Here is a 16265-nt window from a genome sequence, read left to right on the forward strand (position 1 = left end):
GCTCGGCGGATTTATTTGTACTCTGTCAGGATATTGTTCAGCTAGTGAATACCCCGCAAACCGCCAATTCACTGGGAATACTTATCCGGGAGGTGGACTACTATCCGGTATGGCCGACGTCGATCCCGTAACTGTCGGGGTACTGAGTCTCCACACGAGTAAAGAAACGAAAGCAATTCTCAACGCCGTCGAAGACCTCGGACACGAGACCGAGTGGCTTCGGACCGAAAACACCTCCGTCAGCGTCACCGGTGGGAGTGTCGTTCTCGAGCCAGACGTCGACGTAATCGCCAACCGGATGTTGCTATCGAACACCGAGCATCCCGCCGAGGAACTGGGGCTTGCGAACACCTTCGCCCAGCTCGTCCCCACACTCAACGAGCCGACAGCGGTGCTGACGGCGATCCACAAACTCTCGACGGCGACGACGTTGGCCGCAAACGACGTCCGGACCCCCGACGTCACGCTTGCGCTCAGTAGCGACACCCTCAACGCGACTCGAGACCGCTACGGCGAGGAGGCGGTCTACAAGACGGCGATCGGTACCCATGGCGGCGGGACGTGGAAAGTCGGCCCCGACGACCCGGTCAACGCGATGGTCGGCAACCGGTACGCGTTCCTCCAGGAGTTAGTCGAGCAGGAAGATACCAGACACCGCGACGTTCGCGTCTACGTCGTCGGCGGCGAGGTCGTCGCGGCGATGTACCGGTACGCACCCGACAACGACTGGCGGACCAACGTCGCCCTCGGCGGTTCCGTCGAGGACGCAACCGACGACCTCCCAGAGGATGCAAAGGAGATGGCACGGCGAGCGTCGTCGGCCGTCGGCCTCGACTACGCGGGTGTCGACCTCGTCGAAGGCGACGAGGGCTGGTTCGTCCTCGAGGTCAATCCGACGGCGGGATTCAAGGGGCTCTACCAGGCGACAGACGTCAGTCCGGCGCCGTACATCGCCAAACTCGCGATTGAACGGGCCGGTGGCAGCGTCGACGACGACCGCGTCCAGGAGCTTTCGACGATACTCGACGACACTCGACCGACGGCCCAGCCGTCAAAGCCGGCCCAGGACGAGACTGATCCAGTCATCATCGGCTATATCGAAGAAGTCGTCCTCTCGGGCACCAGCGGATCGGCGTCGGTGCTGGCGAAGTCCGACACCGGGGCGACCCGAACGAGCATCGACACCTCGCTGGCCGCCGAGATCGGCGCTGGGCCGATCAAATCCATCACGCGTGTGAAATCGGGGAGTAGCAAGACGGCACGAAGTCGCCCCGTCGTCGACGTCGTGGTCGGGATCGGCGGCAACCGCCATACCGTCACTGCAAGCGTCGAAGACCGCAGTCACATGGATTACCAGGTGCTTCTGGGTCGGGACATTCTGTCTCACTACCAGGTCGACGTCAGTCGCCGCACCGACGGCGACGACGGCGATACACCGGAAGAAGAGGAGTAGCGGACACGGTCTCACGGACGAAGATATTTTTATTAACTGGTCGGTCGAAAGCGAAACGAGATGTCGACAGTCCTCGCCTCGACGCTCTCCGAAGCGCCCGTGATGTGTACCGACGGAACAGAACTCGGGACGGTTCGAAACCTCACGATGACCGTCGAAACCGGCGAACTCGAGTGGGTTCTCGTCACCCCACTCCATGACGACGTGAGTACCGAATTCGACCGAGCAGACGACGGAACGATCCGTATCCCCGCGACTCGAGTCGTCGGCCTCGACGACTACCTCATGATCGACGGAAGGAATTCGACCGCCTAGCCTAGAACTCGAGTCGCTACGACCCTGTTCGTCGATCTATCCGGCCTCGAGTGCTCTCCGGAGAGTCCACCAGTCGACTCGCCAGCCAACCTGCCGTCGGTACGACGCCGATCGGCCGAGCTGTCGAGAGCGACGGTGCTGGTCCGCACTACTCCGACTCGTACTCGGCCCAGATGTATCTGGTCGCAACGCTTCGGTACGGACGCCACGCTTCGGCGATCTCGCGCATCTGCGCTCGAGTCAACTCCTCGCCGTTGGCGTACAACTGTTCGATTCCGCGTCGGACCGCAAGATCACCAAGCGGAAGGACATCCGGCCGCTCGAGGACGAACAGGAGGTACATCCGGGCCGTCCACTCGCCGATTCCCCTGATCTCGGTGAGCAGGTCGATCACCTCGTCGTTGGAGTGGTTTGCCAGTCCCGAACGCGAGAAATCGCCGTTTTGGAAGGCTCGAGCGGCGTTTCGAAGGTACTCGACCTTACTGCGAGAGAGCCCCGCATCCCGAAGCGCCCCGTCGTCGGCGGCGAGGACGGTTTCGGGCGTCACTTCGCCCTCGAGACGGTCGAAGACGCGCTCGCGAACGGCCGTCGCGCTCGCGGTCGAGAGTTGCTGGTTGATGATCGAGATACAGAGCCGTTCGTATTCGTCCCAGTCGGGTTCCTCGTACGGGTCGTGACGGTCAAGAAGCGTCGCCATCACGGGGTCGTCTCGGAGAACGGAGTGAGCCTCTTCTAACATCAGCGTCTCGGGTCGAACACAGTGCCGGTCGTCTATAGGCATCTCGGTCGCCAGCGTAGGTGGTCGAAGTCCGCGTCAGACTGCGGCTCTGTGATCCGATGAGACTGGTCGGCGGTTCAGCGGCTTACTCGAGGTGGTGATAGTCCAGTTCGTAGCCCTTCTCGAGAGCCTCTCGGACCGGTTCGCTCGGATCACCGACGCCACGCCGACGGATCGAGAGACCGCTTTGGTCGGCCGACACGAGCAGATTGACACCCCAGTCGGGGTCCGTCTCCGGGTAGTCCGTGCGGTGGTGGGCACCGCGGGACTCGGCGCGTTCGACCGCCGCCCGGAGCATCGGCTCGGCGACGGTGAGGCCAAAGGACAGGTCGACGGCGTACTCGAAGGACTTCGAGGTGCGGTCCCCTTCGACCCGGAGGTCGGCCGTCCGGTCGCGGAGCACGGCGAGTTTCTCGAGGCCCGTTCGCAGGTCGTCCTCGTCGCGCAGGATGCCAGCGTGGTTCCAGAGGAGCTGACGAAGTTCGTCGAGCAACTCCGTCGGGGGAACGTCGCCGTCGGAGTCGGCGAGCGCCGACAGTGCCTGGAACTCGCGTTCGGCGAGTGCTCGCTGTTGGCTCGTCACCTCGAGGTCGGCTGTCCCGGCATCGGCCCCCACCACGTCGGTCTCGCTCGAGTCGAGTTCGTCCACGACGTGTTCTCCGACGAGTTTCCCGATGGCGACGGTTTCCGCCAGCGAGTTCCCGCCGAGCCGGTTTGCGCCGTGGACGCCCGCGACGGTTTCGCCGACGGCGTACAACCCTTCGACGCCGGTCTCGCCGGTGTGGAAGTCGACGTCGACGCCGCCCATCGTGTAATGGGCCGTCGGCGCGACCTCGATCGGCTCCGCGGTGATGTCGACGCCGAGGGACTCGAAGCGTTCGACCATCGAGGGGAGCCGATCTTGGATGTAGTTCGGATCACGGTGTGAGATGTCGAGGTAGACGCCGCCGTTTTCGGTGCCACGACCCTCACTGATCTCGCGGGCGATCGCTCGCGCGACGACGTCACGGGCGTCGAGTTCCATCTGGTCGGGGGAGTACCGTTCCATGAACCGCTCGCCCTCCGCGTTGAACAGACGGCCGCCCTCACCGCGGACCGCTTCGGTCACCAGACGGCCGTCCCACTCCTCGCCGTACCGCTCGCCGACCATCCCCGTCGGGTGGAACTGGACGAACTCGAGGTCGAGCAGCCGTGCACCTGCCTCGAGTGCGAGCGCCTGTGCGTCACCGTTGTTTTCGTCGTCCCGCGAGGAGTGACGTCGATAGAGCGCGCTGAATCCACCGGCCGCCAGGACGACGTGGTCGCTTCGGAACAGCAGCCCTCGGCCCGACTCCATGTCGAACCCGACTGCGCCAGCGACCCGTGTGCCGTCCGACAGCAACCGGGTGATCATCACGTTGTCGCGCTTTGGAATCCCGAGATCGCGGGCCCGGTCGACGAGCGTCTCGAGCATGGCCTCGCCGGTTCGGTCGCCGACGAAGCAGGTCCGACGGTACGACTGTGCACCGAAGTACCGCTGGTTGATTCTCCCGTCGTCGGTGCGATCGAACGGCATCCCCCACGACTCGAGTTCGCGAACACGGGCTGGCATCTCGTGGGCGGTGAGTTCGACGGCGTCGGGGTCGTTGATGTGGTGGCCTTCGTTCAGCGTGTCGGCGGCGTGAATCGTCCAGTCGTCTTCGTCGTCGAGCGAGCCGAGGGCGGCGTTGACGCCGCCGGCGGCCCACGTCGTGTGTGCGTCGCCGTGGTCACGCTTGCCGATCACCAGCGGCTCGACTCCGCCCTCGGCGAGTTCGATCGCGACGCGAGCACCGGCTGCGCCCGCGCCGACGACGAGGACAGGAGTGGTGACGACGTCGTACTCGAGCGCCCCGTCCGAAGCCGACTCGAGGCTGCCGTGTGTGAGACGGTTCTCGACGCCCGACTCACCAGCGTCGCCCGTCCGCTCTCCGTCGGGGGATCCGTCGGCATCGGATTCGGATGGTGTCATCAATATAACGGAGGGGACGAACGCTTTTAGGTAGCGTCCCAAACAGCGTCGAGCGCCTGAATCTGGGCGTTTTGGGGTCGCTACTGCAGAGATGTGATGTCGACGATTCCGGCCGGACGCTTACGGCGCTTGCGTCCCTCGAGACGACCATGCAGCCGATCGTCCACCCGGTCGTCGGCTACGTCTGCTACGCCGTGTACGCTCGCTGGGCGGACGGCACGCCGCCAGCCTCGAGCCCGGCTGCGGTGGCGGTCGTCGCCGCAACGCTCCCCGACCTGCTGGACCAGCCGCTGTACCACGCGGGAATCACACCCGTCGGTCGGACGATCGGCCACTCGCTGCTGTTCGCCGTCCCCCTCGTCGCGCTGGTCTGGCTCGTCGCTCGCCGTCGCGGACAGAGTCGACTCGCCGTCGCCTTCGCGATCGGCTACGGCTCGCACATCGCGGCCGACGTTCCCTGGCACGTCCTTGCCGGTGACTATCACGAACTCGGCTTTCTCCTCTGGCCGGTGACGCCGATGCCGGCGTACAGCGGCGTAAAGACACTGGGCACCGTCGGCGGCCTCGAGGTGACGACGCTGTGGCTCGAGGCGGTTATCTTCGTCGGCGGGGTCGCCCTCTGGTGGGCCGATGGACGGCCGGGGCTCGACCTCCTCGGCCGCCGATTCGACCTGTAGCTACCGTGGCCCGGCCCCGTCCGAACCGGTCGGAAAGACGCCGTCTATGGTATCGGTCCCTGAGGCCATCTCCATGCCATCCGTCGGGGTCTCCGGCTCGACGTTCGCCAGCCGCATCGCGTTGCCCGTCACACCGAGGCTCATGCCCATGTCGCCGATGACGACCGCGTGGATCACCGTCACGATTCCGAATGGGGCACCCGCGGCGAGAACGGCCTTGACGGCCAGGCTCGACCAGATGTTCTGGCGGATGACGCCGTTTGCCTTCCCCGAGAGTTCGTAGAGATACGGCAGGCGAGAGAGGTCGTCGCTCATCAACGCGACGTCTGCCGTCTCGAGCGCCGTGTCGGTCCCAGCCGCGCCCATCGCGATGCCGACGGTTGCGGTCGCGAGCGCAGGCGCGTCGTTGATGCCGTCGCCGACCATGGCGACGTGGGTCGACCGGTCGCCGCCGTCATCGGTGTCGCCGTACTCGTCTCTTCGCGCTCTGTCTCGCTCCTCGGGCGATCCCTCGGAGCCGTGTGGCCCCGCGCGTTCGAGTCGTCGGATCCACTCGAGTTTTTCCTCGGGCAGCAGTTCGGCGTGGTACTCGTCGATGCCGACTGCCTCGGCGATAGCGCGGGCCGTCCCTTCGTTGTCGCCGGTGAGCATCACGACGCGAACGCCCTGGTCTTGCAGCCGCGAGACAGCCCACGCCGCCTCCGGGCGGACCCGGTCTGCGACGCCGATGACGCCGATCGGGCGGTCTTCGGTACCGACGATCACGACGGTCTTCCCCGCCGCTTCGAGGTCGGGGACGACGTCGGCGAGCACGTCGAGACAACCCTCGCGGTCACACCGCGGCGTTGGCTCGTAGCCCAGTTCAGTCAGTGCAACGCCGCCGTCGGTCGTCGCGTGGACGTGCTCGAGATCGGTGAGTCCGTCGAACAGGTCCGGCTTGCCGACGTAGTAGGTCTCGTCGTCGACGTCGGCACGGACTCCTTTGCCCGAAAGCGCCTCGAAACCCGAGACGTCGGGGCTATCGTGTCCATCGAACTCGAGGCCGTGCGCTTCGGCGTAGCTGACGATCGCCCGACCGATCGGGTGTTCGCTCCGTCGTTCGGCCGCGCTCGCTACCTCGAGAACCTCGGCCTCGGTCGCCCCCTCGAGCCCGATCACGTCGGTCACCGAGAGGTCGCCTTCGGTCAGCGTGCCCGTTTTGTCCACGGCGAGGACGTCGCTGTCGCCGACGGCCTCGAGGTATCGGCCGCCTTTGATCAGGACGCCGTTTCGCGCGGCGCTGGTGATTCCAGAGACGACGCTGACCGGCGTCGAGATGACGAACGCACAGGGACAGGCGATCACCAGCAGGGTCAGCCCGACGACGAACCAGTAGCCCCACGACGCTCCCAGCGCCAGCGGCGGGACGACGGCGGCCGCGACGGCGACGACGACGACGATCGGCGTGTAGACGCTCGCGAATCGGTCGACGAACTGTTCGCGCTCGGTCTTCTCGCGCTCGGCGTCCTCGACGAGTCTGACGATCCGCGCGATGGTCGACTCACCTGCTTCGGCTTCGACGCCGACCTCGAGGTAGCCGGACTCGGCGATCGTCCCGGCGTAGACTTCGTCACCGATAGATTTGTCGTCCGGAACGCTCTCGCCGGTAATCGGTGACTGGTCGACCGCACTCTCGCCGACGAGTACCGTCCCGTCGGCTGGCACACGCTCTCCCGGGCGAACGACCACGACATCTCCCACCTCGAGGTCGGCGACGGGCACCGTCTCCTCGCGTCCGTCGTCGCGTTTGACCGTCGCCGTCTCCGGTGAGAGGTCCATCAACTCCCGGAGCGAGTCACGCGCGCGGTCCATCGAGAACCGCTCGAGCAACTCCGCCACCGAGAACAGGACGGCGAGCAGCGCACCCTCTTTGGGATAGTGGGCGGCGACGGAGGCGATAATCCCCGCAGTCATCAGGAAGTCGATGTCCAGGTTCCGGTGTCGGGCCGAATAATACCCGTTACGAACGATCGGCGCACCCGCAACGACCGCGGCAACGACGAACAGCACGTGTGAAAGGTTATACGTTCGTCCCGCAGCAGTCCACAGCGACGGGTCGAGCGCCGGGAGGACGAACTCGAGTGCCAGGCCGACAGTGACGAGAACGGCCCCGACGCCCGTTCCGACGGCGCGGCGACTCTTCCAGACGGCCCGGGAGTCACCGATCGCCGGCCGCTCGTCGTCGATCGGCGTCGCGTCGTAACCGGCCCCCTCGATCGCCTCGAGAATCCGCCCGTCGTGGACGTCGTCGGCTCCCGTCACGGTGACCCGTCCCGAGGCCGGTCGCGTCTCGATGGCCTCGAGTTCGTCGACGGCCTCGAGTGCGGTCTCGATCTTGCTCGCACACGAGGCACAGTCCATTCCCGGGACGGCGAACGACCGCTCTGTCGCCCCGTCGTCGACGGTATATCCGGCCGCCGCGACGCGCTCTCTGACGGCAGCCTCGTCCGCCCGTGTCGGGTCGTAGGTGACGACCAGCCGACCGCTGGTCACTTGCGCGTCGAGGTCGTCGATTCCCTCGAGCCGTTCGACACTCGTACACACCTTGCCAGCACAGGACGGACAATCCATTTCGGGGACCCGGAGCGTGAGCGTTCGGCGTCGCCCGCAAGACTCGTCATCGACAGACTCACTCATCAACTGTCAGTTAGCGCCGATATGAGATATGGGTTATTTGGCGTGCGCTAACTCGGCCGCTCAGCGGACACCGTTCGTGGCGAGCGACTCGAGTGAGTCCTCAGCCGAGACGAACGCCGTCGCGAGGGCCGCTTCGGCGCGTCGTAGCCGATACGAGAGCGTCGACCGTGGCACCCCCAGCCGATCGGAGAGGTCGCCGAGTTCGATCCGGCGAGGCGTCTCGTAATAGCCGTATTCGACGGCAGCATAGAGGGCATCGCGCTGCTCACTCGGTAGCGAGGCGTCCGAGTCGCCGTCGAGACTGCTCCCATCCGGGCCGAGTTCGGTCAGCCGGAGCATCTCCATACCGGTACACTCGTCGACCTCCTCGGCGAGGGCGTCGAAGAAGTCGTGAACCGGTCTCCCATCGCCCAGGACGATCCGCCACCGGTAGCGCCGCCCCTCGCGGTAGGTCTCGAACAACAGTCCATCGCCTAGCCGCTCGAGTGCAACGTGGGGGACAGACGTACAGACGTCCGTCCGATCCCAGTAGGTATAGACGACGCGCTCGTCACTCGAGCGGTCGAGCACCTGCACGTCACAGTCGGCCCCACAGTCGTCTTTGACGAGACAGTCCGCGAAGAACTCACCCGTTTTGTAGGCCTTCTCGAGGGCCTCGAGCGCGGCTTCCGGTCCCTCCGCGCGGTCGACCCGCCAGAGGCTATCCGAAGTGACGTGACACGACAGCGATCGAATCGATGTCCCCTGGTACTCCGCGAGGACGTCTGCGACGGGATTCGTACCCGGCTCGTACTCGAGGGCGAAGACGAACTCTCTCATAGCTGAAGGGAGGGGCCGACGAGCCAAATGGTTTCTCCGTCGCGCCCATCCGTTCGACGATGTCAGTCGTCTCGCTCTCTCGTCGGTTGTGGTAGTTTCGACCGTCAGCGGGCGGCTTCGTCCCTTCTGGTCGTTTCACCGCCAGTATACGACGACTGCCATCCACACTGGCGCGACGGCAGCGCTCGCGATCTTCGGGCTGCTCGTCTTCGTCGACTCACGGTTTGCAGCCGTCGCCATCGGCTGTTACGTCCTTCCACCGCTCGTCCTGTATCTGCTCGGGCGCGACCCGGGGACACCCACCGGATCCGGGCTCGAAGAGTCTTCGGTGGGAACTGGACGACCGCTCGAGTCATCGTCCGACCGAACGAGGCCCGAACGACCGACTGGCGACACCGACCAAAACGCTCGCGACACCGACTCCGACAACGACGACGGCGACACCGATTCAGATGCCGACAACTGATCCCCCGCTCAGCAGTACCAGACTTACAGGGCCGCTTCCACTCGATTTCCGGCGGCAGTAACACGCAGGCTATAGGACTTTCACTGAATCTCACGCCAACAATTCACGATGGAACGGATCGACGACGACACCGATGAGACGCGTTCCGTGGAGGTCGGGACCGTCAACACGCTGTTCGAGGACGTCACGTTTCCCGTGACGACCGAGGAGGTCCTGACTGAGTTTGGCGACGCCGAGGTTCGCTATCCGCACGGTTCGGATACGCTCGAGGTAATCCTCGAGACGTCGGGCTACGAAACCTACGAGTCTCGTGGTGAACTCCAGCTCGCGATCATGAACGGCGTTCGGCGGGACGCCGTGGGTCGACCACAGTACAGCGACCGGAGCGACGAGGTCGTTCAAGAACTCGATCGAACCCACCTGTCGTTCTGAGACAACACCGAGCGATGGCATAGTGGCCGGCCGAACCCCGGTAAGCAACGCTGCATACGCAGCGCTCGAGGTCGTCGTTCGTATTGCCGATTCGATTCGTGGGCGTTCATCGAGACGCGACGCCTACCGGAGCAGTCGCCACTCACCAATCGTTCTCTCGGTAAAGTGGACTCGTCGCGAAGCCGTGATCGCGTGGTTCAGACGGCTGCGACCACGGTGGTAGCAGGCGATTCGAGTGCGCTCGATCGGCTTAAAACCCTTTGCCGAGCAGCTCGCGGGCGATGATGTTCTTCTGGATCTCCGTCGTGCCCTCGTAGATCTGGGTGATCTTGGCGTCGCGGTAGAACCGTTCGACGGGGAAGTCGTTGACGTAGCCGGAGCCGCCGTGAATCTGGACGGCTTCGTTGGCGACGTCGACGGCGACGCGGGAGGCGTACTCCTTGGCCATCGAGGCGAGTTTGGTGATGTCGTTGCCCTGGTCGACGTTCCAGGCGGCCTTGTACGTCAGGTTGCGGGCGGCCTCGGTCTTCGTGGCCATGTCGGCGAGTTTGTGCTGGATCGCCTGGAACTCGCTGATCGACTGGCCGAACTGCTCGCGATCCTGGGCGTACTCGAGCGCTTCACGAGTCGCACCCTTGGCGATGCCGACGCCCTGGGCGGCGACGGCGGTTCGGGTCTCGTCGAAAAACTGCATCTGCTGCATGAACGCGGCGTCCTGCGTGCCGACGAGGTTCTCCTCGGGGACGCGAACGTTATCCAGGACGACCTCTGCGGTGTCGGAGGCGCGAATGCCGAGTTTGCCGGTGATCTTTTCGGTTTTGACGCCGTCGCGGTCGGTTTCGACGATGATCTGACTGAAGCCGTTGTACCGGCCTTCGGCGTCGGGGTTGGTCTTACAGAGGACGACGAAGTAGTCGGCGACGGTGCCGTTCGTAATCCACATCTTGGTGCCGTTGAGTACCCACTCGTCGCCGTCTTTCTCGGCGCGCGTCGAGACCGACGAGACGTCCGATCCGGTGTCGGGCTCGGAGATCGCAGCACCCGAAATCGACTCGCCCATCGCGACGGGCTCTAAGAAGCGTTCTTTCTGCTCTTCGGTCCCGAAGTTCATGATCGACTCAGTCCCGAACGACGTCGAGACGATCGAGAGCGCGATACCAGGATCGTAGGCGAACAGCTCTTCGGTGATGATCGCCGTATCGAGGATCGAATAGCCAGCACCGCCGTACTCGATCGGGATGTACGAGCCAGTCAGACCCATCTCGGCGGCCTTCTCGACGACTTCGTGGGGATACTTCTCTCCTGTGTCATACTCTTCGGCGACCGGGACGATCTCGTTTTCGGCGAACCGCCTGACTTCGTCGCGAATTTGTTGTTGCTCGTCGGTGAGTCCAAACTCCATGGGTATTTGTTCCAATCCCATCGATAAAGACCTTTGTAACCCGATGTAAACTCAACTGCAGTTTTCTTCTCGAAATAGGGAAACGTTGAAACCGGTCCCCACCGCATGTTCTCCCATGCAGCTTGAAGATATCAACACCGTCGCAGTTCTGGGCGCGGGTAACATGGGCCACGGGATCGCGGAGGTCGCCGCGATGGCTGGCTACGATGTGAACATGCGGGACATCAACGACGAGTTCGTCCAGAACGGCTACGACCAGATCGAGTGGTCGCTGAACAAACTCGCCGAGAACGACCAGCTTTCAGAGGAGGCCGACACCGTCCTCGAGCGTATCACGCCACTGGTCGACATGGGCGAAGCCTGTGCCGACGCGGACGTCGTCATCGAAGCCGTCCCCGAACAGATGGAGATCAAAAAAGACGTCTACGGCGAACTCGAGGAGGTCGCCGCCGACGACGCCATCTTCGCGACCAACACCTCCAGTCTCTCGATCACGGACCTCGCCGAGGTCACCGAGCGACCCGAGCGGTTCTGCGGGATGCACTTTTTCAACCCACCGGTTCGGATGCCGCTGGTCGAGGTCATCTCCGGCGCCGAAAGCGACGAAGAGACACTCGACGTGATCGAGGATCTCGCCGAGGACTTCGGCAAGTCGCCCGTACGCGTTCACAAGGACTCGCCCGGCTTCATCGTCAACCGCATCCTCGTCCCCCTGATGAACGAGGCCGCCTGGCTCGTCTCCGATGAGGAGGCGACGATCGCTGAGGTCGACTCGACGACCAAGTACGGCATGGGCCTGCCGATGGGCAGTTTCGAACTCGGCGACCAGGTCGGTAACGACGTCAGCTACCACGTCCTCGAGTACATGCACGAGGTACTCGGCGACGCCTACGAGCCCGCGCCGCTGCTCGAGGAGAAAGTCGAAAACGAGGAACTGGGCAAGAAGACAGGCAAAGGCTTCTATGACTACGAAGACGGTCCCGGAGCCGAGATCCCGACCGACGAACAGTCCGACCTCGTCGAAGCTCGACTGCTCGCGACGATGGCAAACGAGGCCGCGAAACTGATCGGCAACGACGTCGCGCCGCCGGCGTCGATCGACGAGGCCACCCAGCTCGGGGCGGGCTTCCCCGATGGCCCCGTCAAGATGGTCGACGACTACGGACTCGACGACCTCCTCGAGACGCTCGAGGAAGCCGCCGAACAGACGGGCTACGAGCGATACGAGCCCGCAGACTACCTCGAAGCGCGCGCCGCGGAAGGCGGCTTCTACGACCAGGACGACGACGAGGGCGTCGACTTCGAGACGATCCGCGTCGAGTATCCGGCCGAGTACGTCGGCCACATCGTCATCGACCGCCCACACCGGATGAACACGATCAGCGATGACTTGCTCGCAGAGCTTTCGACCGCAATCGACCAGCTCTCCGACGACGACGAGGTTCGCGCGATCTTGCTCACCGGCGAAGGAGACAAGGCGTTCTCTGCTGGCGCTGACGTCCAGAGCATGGCCGGAAGCGGTGCCGACCCCATCGAGGGTCAGGAACTCTCGCGTGCCGGCCAACAGGCATTTGGCAAACTCGAGGCCTGTGATCTGCCGGTCGTCGCCGGGATCGACGGCTACTGTCTCGGTGGTGGAATGGAGCTTGCGACCTGTGCAGACCTCCGCGTCGCCAGTGAGCGCTCCGAGTTCGGCCAGCCCGAACTGAACCTCGGGCTGATCCCCGGCTGGGGCGGTACCCAGCGACTCGCCAACGTGATCGGTGAAGGCCGTGCGAAAGAAATTATCCTCACCGCCGAGCGCTACGACGCCGAGACGATGGCCGACTACGGCTTCGTCAACGACGTCGTCGACAACGACGACCTCGAGGACACAGCCCTCGAGCTGGCGGCCGACCTCGCCGGTGGTCCGCCGATCGCCCTGAAGTTCACCAAGCGCGCGATGCTCGCCGGCCGCGACGACACCGATGCCGGCCTCGAGTACGAGGCTTCCGCGTTCGGTCACCTGATGGCGACCGACGATCTCATGGAAGGCATCACGGCGTTCATGGGTGACGGAGAGCCGGAGTTCGAAGGAAATTGACCTCCTCCCGCGCCTGAAGACGCGGGAATCCGCGAAGCGGAGTTCAAGGTTGCGCGTTTCCTCGGTGGCGAAGTACGCTTTCGCGTCCCACGTCGATGGTAGCCGTCCAGTTGTGACCAAGGACGTGCGTTGCAGCGCGTCTAGCCCGGCCAAACGGGCCTTCCGTCCGACACTCGGTCGGCGTTTCGACGCGACGAATACCGCTCGTCGCTCCACGGCGGGGTATTCAGCCCGCACGGTACCACGATTCGCGTCGGCCAAGCCGGTACGTCGTGGACTGGTTCAGTCGGATTTGTTACCACGCGAGAAGTCACGGCGAAGCCGTGGTGTCGTCAAAGACGGCGTTTCTCAACGTGGGAACTCCGGTACTGCCGTCTACGGAATACAGCCTGATCAAGCTTACGCGCGTATCCACGGCCTGAAGGCCGTGGCATTGCGCTACTCCGCCTGTAACGCGGGAAACGGCGGCGTTCGTCCCAGACAGCCGAGTTTTCTTTCCGTTCGATACGGTTTTATCACAGTCACTCATACCGACACGCCAGTTCGCTGAGTGTACGGCGTCCGGGATCAGTCCCGTCGTCTGTAGCCGAGAGTGGTTCGTGGGGCCTCGCGGGGCTGGAAGCGATTATACGCGCTACTATCACCTAAGATGAACGACTGGACGTTACGAATGGCTGGTTTTGGTCGCGAGTTTTATGACCCATAGGTTCCATTGGTGACCCGTGGCTGGAATGGACGAAGGGAACGACGGGGGTCAACACGTGAGCGAGGAGGTGGAGGTGCTCGTCGTCGACGACGAGGCTCGTCTCGCCGACCTGTTCGCTGCCTGGCTCGAGACCGAGTGGTCGGTCGGGACTGCCTACGACGGGGAAGAAGCGCTCGAGAAGATGGGAGACTCCGTTGAGGTCGTCCTGCTGGACCGACGGATGCCGGGGCTCTCCGGCGACGAAGTCCTCGAGAACATCCGATCGGATGGATACGACTGTCGGGTCGTCATGGTTACGGCGGTCGATCCGGACTTCGACATCATCGAGATGGGCTTCGACGACTACCTCGTCAAGCCAGTCTCGAAAGACGAACTCCTGGGGATGGTCTCGGACGTCTCGACCCGAACGCAGTATGAGGCCGACGTACAGGAGTACTATGCGCTCGTCTCGAAGAAGGCGTTGTTAGAGTCCGAAAAATCAGACCGCGAACTCGAGACAAACGAGGAGTACCAAGACCTCTGCGGTCGCGTCGAGACGCTCGAAGACCGCGTCGACCAGACGATCTCGGGGATGCGTTCTCACGACGACTTCGTCGGCGCGTTTCAGGACCTGCAGTCGGGAGACTGACAAATCACAGATCCCTACGGCTGATGGCATTGCTGGGGCTGGAACCCGCAGCTGGTAGTGTCACGTGACCGCTTAGGGTGCCTGCCCGTAGATCAGGTTCCGCTGGATCTCGTTTGCACCCTCGTAGATGACGGGGATACGGGCGTCACGATAGGTGCGAGCGATGCGGCGGTCGTTGAGGACCGATCGACCGCCATGGAACTGCATCCCCTGTTCGGTGACGTCGACGGCCGTCTCGGTTGCGTTCGTCTTCGCGAGTGCTGCCCAGTAGCCAGCGTTCTCGCCTGCTGCGACCTTCTTGCAGGCCCGCCAGGAGAGCGCTCGAGCGCTCTCGAAGTCGATGAGCATGTCGGCGAGGCCGTGCTGGACCGCCTGGAACTCCGAGATAGCCCGCCCAAACTCCTCGCGGTCGTGCGTAAACGCCCACGTTTCTTCGATGGCTGCGGCGGCGATTCCTAGACTGTGGCCAGCGACGATGACCCGCCCGTGGTTGAAAAACTCGGCGAGCATCCAGAAGCCCGCCCCCTCGGTCCCGATCAGGTTCTCTTCAGGGATTCGACACTCCTCGAGCGTGACGTGGGCCTGTTTGGAGGCTCGCATCGCCATCTTCTCGGGAATATGCTCGGCCTCGTACCCCTCGGTATCCGTGGGGACGATGAACATCGAGTGGTTTCCGTAGCGATTGGTCTCGTCGTCGCCGGTTCGGGCATAGATCGTCACCCAGTCGGCCTCGACGCCGTTGCCGATCCAGTATTTCTCGCCGTTGAGTACGTACTCGTCGCCGTCTTTCTCCGCCCGCGTTTCCATCCCCGCGAGGTCGCTTCCCGTGTCGGGTTCCGACACCGCAAGCCCGGAGAGTTGCTCACCCGCCGCAACGGGCCGGATGTACTCTTCGCACTGTTCGTCGGTGCCGTACTCGTACGTGATCTCACAGCCGAAACTCGCGAGCTGGAGCGTGAGCGCGATTCCGGCGTCCGCCCGGTAGAACTCCTCGGTGAGCGCGAGTAGCTGCGGGAGGTCGAATCCGCGACCACCCCACTCTTCGGGGATGTCCTGGGCAACGAGTCCCGCGTCCTGGCCGGCCTCGAGGACCTCGTGAGGGTACGAGCCCGACTCGAAGTGCTCCTGGGCGTTCGGCATGATATGTTCGGTTGCGAACTCACGGGCGTCTCGTTTCACGGCTCGAGCGTGCTCCGGGACAATGCTGTCGTCGAGTACGTCCATACTCGATTATACCACCGCCGAGCAGAAATAGACGGGGCCAAACGCCGACCTCGATTCTGGAGGGATCAGCGAAACACTTGCATCAGGTCGTCCTCGGAAGCGGCGACGTCAGTGTGTTGATCCAGCCGCCAGATGTCCCAGAGGACGTCACAGACGATGTGTGCGTAGAGGACGGCAGCCGTTACGACCGCCAGGGGAAGACTGAGCAGAGCGATCGCCGGGACGGCTACGCCGATCACGAGGAGGTGGCTCAACAGCCTCGAGAGGACCCCGACGTCACCTCGCTCGAAGATCTGACCTTGGTCGGCCACGGCGATCACTGGGTCGCGAACGCAACGCCGGACGGCGTCCCACCGCCCCGTCTTGAGCCGAGCGATCAAGAAGTGATCCAGATCGATGAAGACCCCAACTGCGACGCCGTACACAACGACAGCGATCGCCGGAATCGCGACCCCGGAGAGGGTGACCGTCGGCATAGCGTAGCCGACGACGCTGGCGACGACGAGCGAGACGGCTGCGTGATGTTTCGAATAGATCGAGACTCACCCATCCACGACGATGCCGCCGAGGCACTAAACCGTCCCGTCGACTCTCGTGGCAAGATGGCGACTGACAG

General features: G+C 63.9%; 14 protein-coding genes. 7 read left to right on the forward strand and 7 right to left on the reverse strand.

Annotated elements, in window-relative coordinates; translation table 11 throughout:
* The first annotated feature begins 109 nt into the window (after positions 1–109).
* Positions 110–1453, forward strand: a complete 1344-nt coding sequence (locus tag AArc1_RS12305; RefSeq protein WP_117364649.1) for a RimK family alpha-L-glutamate ligase — start codon at positions 110–112, stop codon at positions 1451–1453.
* 60 nt (positions 1454–1513) lie between these two features.
* Positions 1514–1768, forward strand: coding sequence for a PRC-barrel domain-containing protein (locus AArc1_RS12310; RefSeq protein WP_117364650.1), 255 nt, complete (start codon positions 1514–1516; stop codon positions 1766–1768).
* A gap of 148 nt (positions 1769–1916) precedes the next feature.
* Here AArc1_RS12310 and AArc1_RS12315 read toward each other — a convergent pair whose 3' ends face one another.
* Both AArc1_RS12315 and AArc1_RS12320 read right to left on the reverse strand, forming a co-directional pair.
* Positions 1917–2507 (reverse strand): DNA-3-methyladenine glycosylase family protein, encoded by a 591-nt coding sequence (locus tag AArc1_RS12315; protein ID WP_117365883.1) that lies wholly within the window; start codon positions 2505–2507, stop codon positions 1917–1919.
* A 124-nt stretch (positions 2508–2631) separates the two neighbouring features.
* Positions 2632–4536, reverse strand: coding sequence for an L-aspartate oxidase (locus AArc1_RS12320; RefSeq protein ID WP_117364651.1), 1905 nt, complete (start codon positions 4534–4536; stop codon positions 2632–2634).
* A 149-nt stretch (positions 4537–4685) separates the two neighbouring features.
* Between AArc1_RS12320 and AArc1_RS12325 the strand changes: the two genes are divergently transcribed.
* Positions 4686–5213 carry a metal-dependent hydrolase gene (locus tag AArc1_RS12325; RefSeq protein WP_117364652.1) on the forward strand — a complete coding sequence of 176 codons (528 nt, stop codon included), beginning with the start codon at positions 4686–4688 and terminating at the stop codon, positions 5211–5213.
* On the opposite strand, the gene AArc1_RS12330 is transcribed toward AArc1_RS12325, so the two are convergent.
* Together AArc1_RS12330 and AArc1_RS12335 are read right to left on the reverse strand one after the other, a co-directional pair.
* On the reverse strand, positions 5214–7889 hold the full coding sequence (locus AArc1_RS12330) for a heavy metal translocating P-type ATPase (RefSeq protein ID WP_117364653.1): 2676 nt from the start codon (positions 7887–7889) through the stop codon (positions 5214–5216).
* Between the two features lie 60 nt (positions 7890–7949).
* A complete protein-coding gene (locus AArc1_RS12335) occupies positions 7950–8708 on the reverse strand; it encodes a helix-turn-helix domain-containing protein (RefSeq protein WP_117364654.1) in 759 nt (252 codons plus the stop codon).
* A gap of 88 nt (positions 8709–8796) precedes the next feature.
* On the opposite strand from AArc1_RS12335, the gene AArc1_RS12340 reads away from it, so the two are divergent.
* Together AArc1_RS12340 and AArc1_RS12345 are read left to right on the forward strand one after the other, a co-directional pair.
* Positions 8797–9174, forward strand: coding sequence for a hypothetical protein (locus AArc1_RS12340; RefSeq protein WP_117364655.1), 378 nt, complete (start codon positions 8797–8799; stop codon positions 9172–9174).
* A 108-nt stretch (positions 9175–9282) separates the two neighbouring features.
* Positions 9283–9606: a DUF5789 family protein gene (locus tag AArc1_RS12345; protein WP_117364656.1), complete on the forward strand. Its 324-nt coding sequence runs from the start codon at positions 9283–9285 to the stop codon at positions 9604–9606.
* Positions 9607–9856: 250 nt separating this feature from the next.
* Here AArc1_RS12345 and AArc1_RS12350 read toward each other — a convergent pair whose 3' ends face one another.
* Positions 9857–11008: an acyl-CoA dehydrogenase family protein gene (locus AArc1_RS12350; RefSeq protein WP_117364657.1), complete on the reverse strand. Its 1152-nt coding sequence runs from the start codon at positions 11006–11008 to the stop codon at positions 9857–9859.
* Positions 11009–11123: 115 nt separating this feature from the next.
* Here AArc1_RS12350 and AArc1_RS12355 point away from each other — a divergent pair, with 115 nt between their 5' ends.
* Both AArc1_RS12355 and AArc1_RS12360 read left to right on the forward strand, forming a co-directional pair.
* Complete coding sequence (locus AArc1_RS12355; protein ID WP_117364658.1) at positions 11124–13091, forward strand: 3-hydroxyacyl-CoA dehydrogenase/enoyl-CoA hydratase family protein; 1968 nt, start codon at positions 11124–11126, stop codon at positions 13089–13091.
* A gap of 731 nt (positions 13092–13822) precedes the next feature.
* Positions 13823–14425 (forward strand): response regulator transcription factor, encoded by a 603-nt coding sequence (locus tag AArc1_RS12360; RefSeq protein WP_394341245.1) that lies wholly within the window; start codon positions 13823–13825, stop codon positions 14423–14425.
* Between the two features lie 72 nt (positions 14426–14497).
* On the opposite strand, the gene AArc1_RS12365 is transcribed toward AArc1_RS12360, so the two are convergent.
* Together AArc1_RS12365 and AArc1_RS12370 are read right to left on the reverse strand one after the other, a co-directional pair.
* Entirely contained in the window at positions 14498–15649 is a 1152-nt protein-coding gene (locus AArc1_RS12365) for an acyl-CoA dehydrogenase family protein (protein ID WP_117364659.1), read from the reverse strand.
* A 65-nt stretch (positions 15650–15714) separates the two neighbouring features.
* A complete protein-coding gene (locus tag AArc1_RS12370; RefSeq protein ID WP_117364660.1) occupies positions 15715–16125 on the reverse strand; it encodes a hypothetical protein in 411 nt (136 codons plus the stop codon).
* Positions 16126–16265 lie beyond the last annotated feature (140 nt).

This window comes from Natrarchaeobaculum sulfurireducens (genome assembly GCF_003430825.1).
Taxonomy (GTDB): domain Archaea; phylum Halobacteriota; class Halobacteria; order Halobacteriales; family Natrialbaceae; genus Natrarchaeobaculum; species Natrarchaeobaculum sulfurireducens.